General features: G+C 63.7%; 10 protein-coding genes. 7 read left to right on the top strand and 3 right to left on the bottom strand.

Going from position 1 to position 13,299, the window contains the following annotated elements; translation table 11 throughout:
- The 7 genes from APH36_RS22075 to APH36_RS22045 all read left to right on the top strand — a co-directional run.
- The coding region (locus APH36_RS22075; protein WP_060500266.1) for an amino acid permease at positions 1-1,006 on the top strand (1,006 nt) is incomplete at its 5' end.
- Between the two features lie 46 nt (positions 1,007-1,052).
- The gene (locus APH36_RS22070) at positions 1,053-1,937 is read left to right on the top strand and encodes a LysR substrate-binding domain-containing protein (RefSeq protein ID WP_060500264.1); all 885 of its coding nucleotides are present in this window, start codon (positions 1,053-1,055) and stop codon (positions 1,935-1,937) included.
- Between the two features lie 24 nt (positions 1,938-1,961).
- Positions 1,962-3,350 carry a threonine synthase gene (locus APH36_RS22065; RefSeq protein WP_060500262.1) on the top strand — a complete coding sequence of 463 codons (1,389 nt, stop codon included), beginning with the start codon at positions 1,962-1,964 and terminating at the stop codon, positions 3,348-3,350.
- Positions 3,347-3,784, top strand: coding sequence for an Lrp/AsnC family transcriptional regulator (locus APH36_RS22060; RefSeq protein ID WP_016713368.1), 438 nt, complete (start codon positions 3,347-3,349; stop codon positions 3,782-3,784). Before APH36_RS22065 ends, APH36_RS22060 begins: the two co-directional genes overlap by 4 nt.
- A 209-nt stretch (positions 3,785-3,993) precedes the next feature.
- On the top strand, positions 3,994-5,037 hold the full coding sequence (locus tag APH36_RS22055; RefSeq protein ID WP_060500260.1) for a homoserine dehydrogenase: 1,044 nt from the start codon (positions 3,994-3,996) through the stop codon (positions 5,035-5,037).
- A 12-nt stretch (positions 5,038-5,049) separates the two neighbouring features.
- Entirely contained in the window at positions 5,050-6,486 is a 1,437-nt protein-coding gene (locus tag APH36_RS22050) for an aldehyde dehydrogenase family protein (RefSeq protein ID WP_060500259.1), read from the top strand.
- The gene (locus tag APH36_RS22045; RefSeq protein ID WP_016713365.1) at positions 6,483-6,836 is read left to right on the top strand and encodes a RidA family protein; all 354 of its coding nucleotides are present in this window, start codon (positions 6,483-6,485) and stop codon (positions 6,834-6,836) included. Before APH36_RS22050 ends, APH36_RS22045 begins: the two co-directional genes overlap by 4 nt.
- A gap of 23 nt (positions 6,837-6,859) precedes the next feature.
- On the opposite strand, the gene APH36_RS22040 is transcribed toward APH36_RS22045, so the two are convergent.
- The 3 genes from APH36_RS22040 to APH36_RS22030 form a co-directional block, all read right to left on the bottom strand.
- Complete coding sequence (locus tag APH36_RS22040; protein WP_060500257.1) at positions 6,860-7,813, bottom strand: arsenic resistance protein; 954 nt, start codon at positions 7,811-7,813, stop codon at positions 6,860-6,862.
- Positions 7,814-7,927: 114 nt separating this feature from the next.
- Positions 7,928-9,181, bottom strand: coding sequence for a serine hydroxymethyltransferase (gene glyA / locus APH36_RS22035; RefSeq protein WP_016713363.1), 1,254 nt, complete (start codon positions 9,179-9,181; stop codon positions 7,928-7,930).
- 181 nt (positions 9,182-9,362) lie between these two features.
- Complete coding sequence (locus tag APH36_RS22030; protein ID WP_060500255.1) at positions 9,363-13,193, bottom strand: GGDEF and EAL domain-containing protein; 3,831 nt, start codon at positions 13,191-13,193, stop codon at positions 9,363-9,365.
- Positions 13,194-13,299 lie beyond the last annotated feature (106 nt).

Here is a 13,299-nt window from a genome sequence, read left to right as displayed (position 1 = left end):
CATCAGCAACATCATTTCGGTACGTTCGTTCGCTGAGACCGAATTCTGGTTGTCGTTGGTCAAGGTGCTGGCGGTGATCGCTTTCCTGGTGGTGGGTGGTGGTGCGATCCTGGGCGGCTTCGAGGTTGCCCACGTGCAGAGTGTCGGGCTGGGTAACTTTACCCGCGAAGGGCTGTTCCCCACGGGGTTCTGGTCGATTGCCATGACCTTGCTGGCAGTGGCCTTCGCCTTTTCCGGCACCGAGCTGATCGGCATTGCTGCCGGCGAAACCCAAGACCCTGAAAAGAACGTACCCAAAGCCATCCGTACCACCGTGCTTCGCCTGGCGTTGTTCTTCGTCGGCACCATCTTCGTGCTCGCCACCTTGTTGCCGCGCGAACAGGCCGGCGTGGTGGAAAGCCCGTTCGTGATGGTCTTTGAAATGATTGGTATCCCCTACGCGGCGGACATCATGAACTTCGTCATCATCACCGCGTTGTTGTCGGCGGCCAACTCCGGGTTGTACGCAGCCGCGCGCATGCTCTGGACCCTCAGCGACCAAGGCAACATGCCACGCCGGTATGCCTCGCTGTCCCGTCGCGGCACGCCCTTCAATGCCATCGTGCTGAGCATGGCGGGCGGTATGGCCTCACTGCTGAGCAGCGTGTTCGCGCCCGACACCATCTACCTGGCACTGGTGTCCATTTCCGGGCTGGCGGTGGTTGTGGTGTGGATCAGCATCGCCGCCAGCCAGATTGCGTTCCGCCGTCATTACATCGCCAATGGCGGCAAGCTTGAAGACCTCAAGTTCCGCGTGCGTGGTTACCCGTTCGTGCCGCTGGCAGCCATCTTCTGCTGTGTGCTGGCCTGTGTGGGTATCGCCTTCGATCCGGCCCAGCGTGTGGCGCTGTACTTTGGTTTGCCCTTCATCGCCTGGTGTTACCTGGCGTTCTGGTTGACCTGCAAATTCCGCCAGCGTCGTCCGTTGCCGCTGGAAACCGTGGCGCCTGGTTCCGAGGCCGCCTGAGCAGGGTGATACTAGGCCACCGGAACGTTGCCACGAGAAACCGCCGATGACCCAGAAAACCCTGCCCCCCTTGAACTGGCTCAGAGCCTTCGAAGTGTCGGCGCGCTACCTGAACTTCACCCATGCAGCAGAAGAGCTGCACCTCACCCAGGGGGCGGTGAGTCAGCAGATTCGCCACCTGGAGAGCCAGTTGGGAGTAGCGCTGTTCAAGCGCCTGCCGCGTGGGCTGGGGCTGACCGAAGAAGGGCAGTCCTACCTGCCGGTGGTGCAGGACGCGATCAGCCGGCTGGCGGTAGGCACCAACGAAATCTTCGGGCAACGCCAGCGTCGGCCCTTGAAGGTGCGCGGCAGCCTGTCGTTCCTGCACTTCTGGCTGGCGCCCCGGTTGGCCGATTTTCGGCGTTCGCACCCCCAGGTGGACATCCGCTACATCAGCAACCTGTGGGTCAAGGAGCTGGATGCCGAGGATGACCTGGAAATCCGTTGGGGCAGCGGACAGTGGGCCGGTGTGGAGGCGCAACGCCTGACCCGCGACGTGCTGGTACCGGTCTGCTCGCCCGCGCTGGCCGCCGATTGCCCGCTGCGTGAGCCGCGTGACTTGGCCCGTGCCCCGTTGCTGCATGTGCTGGGTTACGAGGAAGGCTGGGGCTACTGGCTGGAGCGGGTGGGCGCCGATCAGGTCGACTCTTCGAGCGGTCTGCAGTTCGACACGCTGGTGTCGACCTTGCGCATGGCGGAGTTGGGGCTGGGTGTGGCGTTGGCGCGCTCGTCGCTGGTAAAGGACTTGCTGCAGGAGGGGCGGCTGGTCGCGCCCTTTACCCCGCGCATCGAGGCGAGCGAATCGTTTTACCTGGTACGCGGCCTGGGTGAAGCGTTGTCCCCGGATGCCCAGGCATTCAGCCACTGGCTGGTGGCCATGGCGCACCGTTAATTCAAGTACCTGTCTGGAGCACCGATGCAGTACACATCCACGCGCGGCAACGAAACACGAGTCGATTTCCGCACGGCGTTGCTTTCTGGCCTGGCCGACGATGGCGGGCTTTACGTGCCCACCTCGGTGCCGGTGTTCAGCCCGCAGGAGATTGCCAGCTGGTCGTGGTTGCCGTTCGACGAACTGGCCTGGCGGGTGATGGCACCGTTTGTGGGCGATACCCTCGACGAACCGACCCTCAGGGCGCTGGTCAGCGACAGCTATCGCGGGTTCAAGCACCGTGGCATCGCCCCGTTGCAGCAGCTGGGCCATAACGAATGGATCCTGCAGCTGTTTCACGGGCCTACCCGCTCCTCCAAGGACTTTGCCGCACAGTTGCAGGCGCGGCTCATCCGGCACTTTCTGGGGCCGGATTGCGAGCGGGTCATGCTGGTGGGGGCCAGTAACGGCGATACGGCGGTGGCGGCGATCGAGGCCCTGCGGCATTGCCCGGCGGCGTGCTTGCTGGCGCTGTATCCCAATGCGGGCACACCTGCTGACCGTGCAGCGGTGATGCGCCGTGCCGCGTCCGACAGCGTCAGCTGCGTGGCCGTGGATGGCAGCTTTGACGACTGCCAGTCGCTGGTGTCGGCGCTGCTGCGAGCCTGGCCATGCCCCGGGCTGATTCCGGTGAGTTTCAACTCGACCAACTGGGTCGGCGTGCTGGCGCAGATCGTGTTCTATTTCCATGCTGCGCTGCAGTTGGGCGGGGGGACACGCCCCGTGGGCTTCAGCATCCCCACGGCCAGCTTTGCCGAAATCTACGCAGGGTTCATCGCCCAGAAGATGGGCCTGCCCATCAACCAGATCATCGTTTCCACCAACCGCAACGATGCCTTGCACCGGTTCATTCACTGCAATCGCTATAGCCGGGGTTCCACCAGCCAGACGCTGTCACCGGTCATGGACTTCTCGCTGTTCTCCAACCTGGAGCGCTTCGTCTGGGAGCTGTATGACCGCGATGGCGGGGCGACCCGGGCGCTGATGGAGCATTTCGAGGCCTGTGGCGAGCTGAGCATCGGCAACCGCCAGTGGTTGCATGCACGCATGCTGTTTGACTCCTACGCCGTGGACGATGCGTTGATTCGCGAGGAAATCATCACGCTGTTCCACGAAACCGGCAGCGCAGTAGACCCGCATGCCGCAACAGGGGTGTTCGCCGGGCGTTTACACCGGCGCAACATTGGCGCGCCCATCGTCACACTGGGGCAGTTTGCCCCGGAAAAGTCCGCCGGGCTGCTGGCGGAGCTGGGGGCCTGGCACGGTGAGGTGCCGGCCGACGTCGAGGGCACTGCCGGCGCCGGGCCACTGCTGAAACCAGAGGACCTGGCGGGGGTTCATGCGTTGTTGGCACGCTTGCAGGCCGGGCGATGAAGCGCATCCTCGACCCCCTGGACGAGCGCATTCTTGCCGAGCTCACCGCCAATGCGCGTATTGCCCATGCTGAATTAGGGCTGAAGGTGAACCTGTCGCGCAATGCGGTACGCCAGCGCATCGAGCGACTTGAGCGCGACGGGGCCATCCAGGGCTATACCTTGCGCATCGGTGAGGGCCGACGGCCGACGTCACTGATTAACGCGGTGATATTCGTCTACCGCTATGACCGCATGCGCGGTGACGCGGTGCTTGATGCGCTGCGCCAAATACCCGAAGTGATCCAATGCGAAGTGCTCAGCGGCGAATTCGACTTGCTGCTGCGCGTCGAGGCCTCAAGCCCGGAGCGGGTTCACCATGTGTGGAAGGAAATCGCCGCCATGCCCGGGGTCGAGAACACCGTGACATCGTTTGTGCTGGCCACGGTGATCTGAACTGCGCTGTTGCGTTTGATGACCCGCGTTACACCCACGCCGCCCGGGCTTGCACCCTGGCGGCGTTTTGCATTCCGGCGGGGCGCTCAGGCGTGCAGGGGCACTGGCCAGATTGGCCAATAAATACAGCGGATTGCCATATTCAACTGGCATTGCACGGCTCTTACGCTTGTCCTCATCGACCAACCGCCTGGAAAGGACAGCAAACCATGACCGAATACAAAATTGCACTCGTTGGCTTTGGTGGCGTGAACCGTGCCCTGGCCCAACTGATTGCCGAACGCAACGCGCGCTGGCAGCAAGAGCTGGGCTTTGGCTTGAAGATCGTGGGCGTCACCGATCTGTTCCTGGGTTCGGCAATCGACCGCGATGGCCTGGATGCCGCCACGCTGGTCGCGTTGCCGGCTCAAAAGGGGGCGTTGGCGCAAATCCCTCAAGGTTCGGCTGAAGCCTTCAATGAGGCGGTGATCAAGCAGTCTGGCGCCGACATCATCGCCGAGGCCACATTCACCAACCCAACGGACGGCGAGCCAGCGGCAACCTTCTGCCGCTGGGCGCTGGAAGCGGGTAAGCATGTGGTTACCACCAACAAGGGGCCGGTCGCCTTGCATGCCCAAGCGCTCAAGGCTTTGGCCAAGGCCAATGGCGTGTCGTTCGAATACGAAGGCGCGGTGATGAGCGGCACGCCGGTACTGCGCATGGCGCGCCAGACCTTGGCAGGGGCAGGCCTGGTGGGGTTCGAGGGCATCCTCAACGGCACCTCGAACTACGTGCTCACACGCATGGAGGAGGGGCTTGGTTTTGCCGAGGCGGTGGCCCAGGCCCAAGCGCTTGGGTATGCCGAGGCAGACCCGACCGCCGATGTGGAAGGCCATGACGTACGCCTGAAGGTGGTCATTCTGGCCAATGAGTTGCTCGGCGCCTGCCTGCAGGTGAGTGATGTCGCCTGCAGCGGTATCAGCGCCATCGACAGCGCGGCTATCGAGCAGGCGCAGGCCCAGGGCCAGCGTTGGAAATTGATTGGCAGCGCCAGCCGGCAAGCCGATGGTTCGGTGAGCGCCCGTGTCGAGGCCCGCCTGTTGCCGGGTCAGCACCCTCTGGCGGGCATTTGCGGTGCGATCAATGCGGTTGCGTTCAACACCGAGCTGCTGGGCGCGGTGACCGTGTCCGGCCCGGGTGCCGGGCGTGTCGAAACCGCATTTGCCCTGCTGTCGGATATCGTCGCCATTCACACCGCCGGCCGTTCGGCCTGAGGAGCAACGTTCATGAGCCTGACTTCCGTGTCCCGGGTCGCCAATAGCCAACCCGACTTGATCGATGTGTTCAGCCCCTTCGACGGCAGCCTGGTGGGGAGCGTTGCCAATCTTTGCGCCGACGCGGTGCCAAGCCTGCTCGCCCGTGCTCGCGGCGGCGTGCGCGAAAGTGCCGCGCTACCCCGGCATCGACGTGCCAGCATTCTGGAGCAGGCTGCCCGCCTCATCGAGCGCGACGCTGCAGATTTTGCCGGCCTGATCGTCGATGAAGCAGGCAAGACCCTGCGTCAGGCCGAGAAGGAGGTGAAGCGCTGCATCAACACGCTCAAGCTGTCTGCAGAAGAAGCGCGGCGCAATGCCGGTGAAGTGGTGCCTTTCGATGCCTATGAAGGCTCTGAATCGCGCCAGGGCTGGTTCACCCGCGAACCGCTGGGGTTGATCCTGGCCATTACCCCCTATAACGACCCGCTTAACCTGGTCGCGCACAAGTTGGGGCCAGCCATTGCAGGCGGCAATGCAGTCATTCTGAAACCCTCGGAGCTGGCCCCGCTTTCTGCCGTGAAGCTGGTGCAGTACCTGATTGATGCAGGGCTGCCGGAGGCCGTCGTCACGGTAGCCACGGGGGGCGCCGAGCTGGGCAAGGCCCTGGTGGCCATACGTGAAGTACGCATGATTTCCTTTACCGGAGGCTTCGCTACCGGCGAACAGATTGCGCGGGGGGCTGGCCTGAAAAAGCTGGCGATGGACCTGGGCGGCAATGCGCCGGTGCTGGTGCTGAAGGACTGCGACCTTGAAGCGACTGTCGAGTCGTGTGTGTCGGGCGCGTTCTGGGCGGCGGGCCAGAACTGCATCGGCACCCAGCGCATCCTGGTGGATGCCTCGATCTATGAGGTGTTTCGCCAGCGCTTCGTCGCCCTGACCCAGGCAATGGTGCTGGGCGACCCGGGGCAGCGCGCAACCGACATGGGGCCGATGATCACCGAAGCCGCTGCACGGCAGATCGAAGAACGCGTCAACCAGGCCCTTCAGGGTGGGGCTCGCCTGCTCTGCGGCCATCAGCGTCAGGGTGCCGCCTATGCCCCGACAGTGCTGGAGGGTGTTGACCACGCCAGCAGGCTGTGGCTTGAAGAGGTGTTTGCACCGGTGGTGATGCTGGCGCCGTTCGAGAGCATCGAGCAGGCGTTAGCGCAGGCCAACGCCCCGGAATACAGCCTGCATGCCGGCGTGTTCACCCGCGACCTGTCGCTGGCGTTGAGCCTGGCCCGGCGTATTGAGGCTGGCGGGGTGATGATCAACGATTCGTCCGACTACCGCTTCGATGCCATGCCATTTGGTGGCTCCAAGTATGGGAGCCTTGGGCGCGAAGGGGTGCGGTTCGCCTATGAAGACATGACCCAGCCCAAAGTCGTTTGCCTCAACCAGATGGGCTGCGGGGAGGCGGCTTCATGATCACACGTTTCGGGGCCGGCGAGCGGATGTCCCTGGCGGTCAGCTACAGGGGGCTGTTCGAAACGGCGGGGGTGGTGGCGGGCAACCTGCAGGAGGATGTGCAGGGGCAGCTGCGCCAGGCGCTGAGCACGATTGACGGCCTGATGGCAGAGGCTGATATCGGCAAGGCGCAACTGACCAGGGTTCAGTTGTGGCTTGCCGACTACCGCCATTTCGACCTGGTCAATGAGGTGTACGACACCTGGCTGCAGGGTTTTCCCAAACCGCCACGGGCGTGCGTGGGCGCAGACCTGGGCGAGGGGTACCTGGTCGAGGTGCAGGTGTTTGCCGCCTACCCTTGGCGCTCGTGACCGGCGCGATCCTTGGCCACGGGTCAGCGTATGGCCCGTGGCACCGCTCTGACATAGACAAGCTCGCTCACCAACTCCACCAGTGTCTGCGTGATCACCGCCGCAGCCGCCAACCCGCGTATCGCTTCGGGCAATGCCAACGCCAGCGGTAGCACCACCAGCGAGTTTCGCGTGGCGGCGCTGAAGGTGACCGAGCGTGCTTCGGCAACAGGCAGGCGCAGCAGCCGCGCCGAAATGAACCCGAGCACCGGCGCCAGCAACATGAAGCCGATGTACACCGGAATTACCGGTAGCAAACGGTCGAAATCTCGTAGCACCACAGCAATCTGCGAGGCGATCACAACCACCAGCACCAGGGCCATCGCCGGTACGGGCAACCACGCACAGGCGTTGTTCCAGGCCCAAACCGCGCCTGAGCGACGAGCGCCGACACTGGTGAGCACGGCCAGGATCATTGGCAGCACAATCAACAGTACAAAGGCTTCCACGAACGGGGCGATGGAGATTGCCACGTTGCTGCTGTCTCCCAGCATCCAGGCCAGATACACCGGCAGTAGCACCAGTTGCAGCAACAGCAGCACAGGTGTAGCGGCCAGGGTAAGGCGCGAATCGCCTTTGCCGATGTGGGTGAACACCACCACATAGTCGATGCACGGCGTAAGCAGCACCAGCAAGGCGCCGACGAGGATCGCCGGGTGTTCCACCAGCCCACGGGTAATGGCCCAGACCAGTAGCGGCACGAGGATGAAGTTGGCGAGCAGCAGCGCGGTGATGAAGCGGCGGTTGCCCCAACCCTGACGCAGGTCGAGGAAAGGGATCTGCAGGAACATCGCATACATCAGCACGGCGATGGCGGGAGTGACCAGGGCTTCCAGCTGGCTGGCGCTGTCGCTGGCCATCAAGCCGAAGGCTACGGCCGCAAGCACGGCGGCGAAGTAGATCGGGATCTGGTGGGTTTCGAGTTGTTCCCTGGTCAAGGTGCGGCCTGTGCTCGATGAGTGAATGGGGGCACAGGGTAATACGTGATTGCAGCGGCGCAAACGAAAAAGCCCGGCACTAGGCCGGGCTTCTTCACATCAGGCAATCGCCAATCAGTTGCCGTAAACCGGCAGCTTCTTGCAGATGGCCTTGACCTTCTCACGTACAGCGTCGATAACCGCTTCGTTGTTCAGGTCAGCCAGGATGTCGCAGATCCAGCCGGCCAGCTCGCGGCACTCGGCTTCCTTGAAACCACGGGTGGTAACGGCTGGGGTGCCGAAACGCAGGCCCGAAGTGACGAATGGCGAACGTGGGTCGTTCGGTACCGAGTTCTTGTTGACGGTGATGAAGGCTTTGCCCAGGGCGGCGTCAGCGTCCTTACCGGAGATTTCCTGCTTGATCAGCGACAGCAGGAACAGGTGGTTCTGGGTGCCACCGGACACCACGTCGAAACCACGCTCGATGAACACGCTGGCCATGGCCTGGGCGTTTTTCACCACTTGCTGCTGGTAAGCCTTGAACTCAGGCTGCAGGGCTTCCTTGAAGCAGATGGCCTTGGCCGCGATGACGTGCTCCAGCGGGCCGCCTTGGGCGCCCGGGAAGACAGCGGAGTTCAGCTTCTTCTCGATGTCGGCGTTGGCGCGGGCCAGGATCAGGCCGCCGCGCGGGCCGCGCAGGGTCTTGTGCGTGGTGGTGGTGACCACGTCGGCGAACGGAACAGGGTTCGGGTACACGCCAGCGGCAACCAGGCCGGCAACGTGGGCCATGTCGACGAACAGGTAGGCACCGACCTTGTCGGCGATGGCGCGGAAGCGGGCGAAGTCCAGAACCTGCGAGTAGGCCGAGAAGCCGGCAACGATCATCTTCGGCTTGTGCTCGACAGCCAGGCGCTCGACTTCGTCGTAGTCGATCAGGCCGTTACCGTCGATGCCGTACTGGATGGCGTTGTACAGCTTGCCCGAGGAGCTTACCGAAGCACCGTGGGTCAGGTGGCCACCGTGGGCCAGGCTCATGCCCAGGATGGTGTCACCGGCCGACAGCAGGGCCAGGTAGACGGCAGCGTTGGCCTGGGAGCCGGCGTGCGGCTGGACGTTGGCGTAGTCGGCGCCGAACAGCTCCTTGGCACGGTCGATGGCCAGTTGCTCGACGACGTCGACGTACTCGCAACCACCGTAGTAACGCTTGCCTGGGTAGCCTTCGGCGTACTTGTTGGTCAGGACCGAGCCCTGAGCTTCCATGACGGCCGGGCTGGTGTAGTTTTCCGAAGCGATCAGCTCGATATGCTCTTCCTGGCGCAGAGCTTCTTGCTGCATGGCTTCGAAGAGCTCGGCGTCGTACTTGGCAATGGTCAAATCACGGCTGAACATGGCGGTCCTCAAGGATCGGGGTAGTTTGGGGGGGCATTCTAACCGATTGATTCGCGGCTGGCATATGAAGTGGCATCAAGTCGCGGACCAATGGGCTTCATGTTGCATCCCGCGCCGTGTCTGGGCTGCGCGGGCGCGGTAGTTGACCCGAAAGTCCGCTTTTGAGGGGGCGGTGCACCCCTCAATGGAACATGAACAGGGTCTCGTTGGAGAACTGCGCCTCGAACTGATGCGCCGGCATTGGCCGCCCGAACAGGTAGCCCTGGACCTCGTCGCAACCATGCTCGCGCAGGAACTCCAGCTGTTCGTGGGTTTCCACACCCTCGGCGATGACCGCCAGGTTGAGGCTGTGGGCCATGGCGATGATCGCCCGGGCAATTTGCGCATCCTGCTCACCTTCGGGCAGGCCGTCGACGAAGGTGCGGTCGATCTTCAACACGTCGATTGGGAACTGCTTGAGGTAGTTGAGCGACGAGTAGCCGGTGCCGAAGTCGTCGACCGCAATGCTCAGGCCGAGGTTCTTCAGGCTGGCAAGAATCTGCAGCGCCTCGTTCACTTCGCGCATCAGGATACTTTCGGTCAGTTCCAGCTCCAGACACGCAGGCGGCAGGCCGCTTTCTTCAAGGATGTTGGCAATGCGCGTGCCCAACTGGCCGTCGGAGAACTGCCGCGCGGAAATGTTCACCGACACCTTGGGCACTCGCACCTTGGCCTTGTGCCAGGCCTTGAGCTGCCGGCTGGCCTCGCGCAGCACCCAGTCGCCCACGTCCACCACCAGGCCCAGCTCCTCGATCACCGGGATGAAGTCGCCCGGAGGCACCAGCCCACGGGTCGGATGGCGCCAGCGCAGCAGCGCTTCGGCACCGGTCAGGCGCTTGCCGTCGCCGCTGAACTGCGGCTGGTAGTAGAGGATGAACTCGTTCTGCTCCATGGCATGGCGCAGGTCGCTTTCCAGCTCCAGGCGCTCCAGGGCGCTGGCGTTCATTTCGGCCTGGTAGAACTGGAAGTTGTTCTTGCCGCGTTCCTTGGCGTGGTACATCGCGGTATCGGCGTTTTTCATCAACTGGCTCAGTTCGCCGCCATCCTGCGGGCTGAGGGCGATGCCGATACTGGCGGTGACGAAGAACTCGCGATTTTCCAGCACGAACGGGCGCACCAGGCTGCCGAGGATGTTCTCGGCCACGTGAATGGCGCGGTTAAGGGCCATCTCGCGGGTGGGGCGCGGTTGCAGCAGCAGGGTGAACTCGTCGCCGCCCATGCGCGCCACGGTGTCGTCGTCATCCACGCAGGCCAGCAGACGCAGGGCCATGTCCTTGAGCATGCGGTCGCCGGCGGCATGGCCGAGGGAGTCGTTGATCGGCTTGAAACGATCCAGGTCGAGGAACATCAGCACCACCCAGGCCTTCTGCCGTTCGGCCTGCTGCAGCGCGTTGTACAGGCGGTCCTGGAACAGTGTGCGGTTGGGCAGGTGGGTGAGGGCGTCGTAGTAGGCCAGGCGGTGGATGCGCTGTTCGCTGGCCTTGCGCTCGCTGATGTCGGTGAAGAAACACACGTAGCTGGCCAGGTCGCCCTCGTCATCGAGTACTGCAGTAATGCCGACCCACGCCGGGTAGTGGTCGCCGTCGCGGCGCTTGAGCCACACCTCGCCTTCCCAACTGCCCCGCTGGTGCAGCTGCTTGACCACATAGCGCAGGTGGCCTTCCTGCTGTTCATCGACGGTAAGCATGCCCGGCAGCTGATCGAGCACTTCACTGACGGCATAACCGCTGACACGGCTGAACGCTTCGTTGGCCTGGACGATATAGCCGGCCGGGTCGGTGATGAGGATCGCCGACGTGGAGTGCTCGAATACCGTCGCGGCCATGCGCAGGTCTTTTTCGGCGCGGCGTTGCTGGCTGATGTCGCGGCCCACGCCAAGCACGCCTTCAAAACGTTGGTCATCGTCCCACACCAGCACCAGGCGCAGCTCGATCGGGATCTTGCGGCCATCGGCGCGCAGGCAGTCGAACAGGAACAGTTGGGTTGGCAGCTGGCTGCGCAGCTGGGCCAGTTGCGCCGGGTCGCCCATGGCGTTGCTGACGCGTTCCATCAGGCTGTAGATGCCGGTGAGCTGGGCCGGGTTGGCGATGATCGATTGCCAGCCGTTGGCAAAAATCCAGTTAGCCTGGTAGCCCAGCACGCTCTGCACGGAGGGGCTGACATAGTTGAGCTGCAGCAGGCTGTCGGTGGAGAAGATCACGTCGCTGATGCTTTCGGCGAGCATGCGGTAGCGCTGTTCGCTGTCGCGCAGTGACTGGCTGGCCTCGATCTGCACCGTCACGTCCTTGCCCACGCCGATGATGCGCGTTACCAGGCCATCGGCGTCACGGGTCAGTACCTGTTCGCGGATGTCGTAGCAGCGCCAGCCGCCATCACGGTGGCGGAAGCGCAACTGGCAGTGCAGCGGTTGATCATGGCCGTTGTCACGCTGTTGCTGGCGCAATGCCTGGTAGTGCGCGGCATCTTCGGGGTGCAGCAGCAGCTCCCAGAAGCGGTCGCCCATCTGCGCAAGTTCGGTACGGTCGTAACCCAGGGTCTGCCCCAGGTGACGGTTGCTGAAGATCATCCGCTGGCTGATGACGTCCTGCACGTACAGCTGATCGGGCACGGTGCGCACCACGTCCGACCAAAAACTCTCGCGCTCCAGCAACGACAGCTCGACCTGTTTGCGGCTGGTGATGTCGCTGATGCTGAGGATCACGGCCTGGTAGTCGCGGCGCTGCTGCGGCAGGCGCGCCATCAGCCACAGGTGCAACTCGCCACCCAGCGGAGCCGGCAGACGCACTTCAAGTTCCAGCACCTGGCGTTTTTCGATCAGCGCGTCGATCAGTTGCATGCCGACGCTGTCGCGGCCATCGCCGCTGCCGTCGATCAGCCGCTGCCAGGCCCCTTCGTGGCATTCGATGTTCAACAGCTGGCGCGCCACCTGGTTGACCTCGGTAATCTTCAGCTCCAGCAGCAGCGAGCGGCGCAGGTTCGGGTCCAGCGCCAGGCTGTGCCTGAGTGCGGCGTGGTTGCGCAGGTGGTAGCGGTCGAGCTGGCCGGGCAGGCTGGATAGGTCGAGCACGCACAGGGCCACGCCGGTGCCTTCGAAGATTTCCTGGTAGCGCCGGCGGTCTTCCTGCAGCGCGCGCTGGCGGCGGCGCATGTTGATCAGCGCCAACACCGGCAACAGGGCACAGAACAGCACCAACAGGCATTTGCCGATCAGCGCGGGCAGCAATTTTTGCTGGGTCAGCTTGGCGTCGAACAGGCCGCGCAGCTGCCAGGTGCTGTTGTCGATGAAGGCCAGCATCACGCTTTGCAACGGCTCGTGGCTGGTGTCGGTTGGGGCGTGCTGCTGCAGCACTTCACCGCTGCGGCTGTTTTCCAGCAGCCACAGCGGATGGCCACCGCCATCGAGGTGAACGGTGAGCTCGCGGTAGTAGTCCGGTGACAGGCGCAGCAGCCAGTAGCCGCGGTCCTGTTCGGCGGCCTGGCGCAGCAGCAGGTACAAGGTTCGATTGTCGGCCGAATTGGTAAAGAAGTACGGGCGCCCCAGGTTTAGCGTCAGCAGCTCGTCAAGCAACTGGCGGTCCGGGCTGCCCGCCAGGCTGTCGCTGCGCAGCTGCCCGGCGCTGTCCAGCCAGGCCATGCTCTGCAGGGCGGGCAGGCGTTCGCGCAGGGTATCCAGCAGGCTGGGCAGGGCGGCCGGCGTCGGCGCATTGACGTAGGGCTGCACCACGTTCACGGCTTGTTGTGCCTTGAACGCCATGTTCAGGCTCAGGTGGTCGGCCAGCTCTGCGGTGGCGTCCAGGCTTTGTTTGCGCAGGTCGGACTGGGTGTGGTTGAACTGGGCGAACAGCTGCCACAGCAGCAGGCCCAGCAGGATCAGGGCCAGCAGCGCCAGCGCACCCTTGATCGACCCGCGCAGGGTAGCGGCGGGCGCGGGTGGCGCGGAACGCAATGACGACGGATGAGTAAGGTTGGTCAAGCGTTGATCCTGCGATTGGGCTGGCGATGGCAGGGAAGGATCATGCACGGTGTGTGCCGGTGCCTGGCTGCCGTACCGCGGTGGCGCACTATAAGGCCGGACACCC

Source organism: Pseudomonas sp. NBRC 111133 (assembly GCF_001320605.1).
GTDB lineage: Bacteria > Pseudomonadota > Gammaproteobacteria > Pseudomonadales > Pseudomonadaceae > Aquipseudomonas > Aquipseudomonas monteilii.
Note: the sequence above shows the minus strand (reverse complement) of the source record. Positions and strands in the feature narration are given on the sequence as shown.

What these genes read in the sequence shown, in the direction of transcription:
- APH36_RS22070 (WP_060500264.1), top strand. Translation starts at nt 1,053, where the DNA reads ATGACCCAGAAAACCCTGCCCCCCTTGAACTGGCTCAGAGCCTTCGAA.
- APH36_RS22065 (WP_060500262.1), top strand. Translation starts at nt 1,962, where the DNA reads ATGCAGTACACATCCACGCGCGGCAACGAAACACGAGTCGATTTCCGC.
- APH36_RS22060 (WP_016713368.1), top strand. Translation starts at nt 3,347, where the DNA reads ATGAAGCGCATCCTCGACCCCCTGGACGAGCGCATTCTTGCCGAGCTC.
- APH36_RS22055 (WP_060500260.1), top strand. Translation starts at nt 3,994, where the DNA reads ATGACCGAATACAAAATTGCACTCGTTGGCTTTGGTGGCGTGAACCGT.
- APH36_RS22050 (WP_060500259.1), top strand. Translation starts at nt 5,050, where the DNA reads ATGAGCCTGACTTCCGTGTCCCGGGTCGCCAATAGCCAACCCGACTTG.
- APH36_RS22045 (WP_016713365.1), top strand. Translation starts at nt 6,483, where the DNA reads ATGATCACACGTTTCGGGGCCGGCGAGCGGATGTCCCTGGCGGTCAGC.
- glyA (WP_016713363.1), bottom strand. Translation starts at nt 9,181, where the DNA reads ATGTTCAGCCGTGATTTGACCATTGCCAAGTACGACGCCGAGCTCTTC.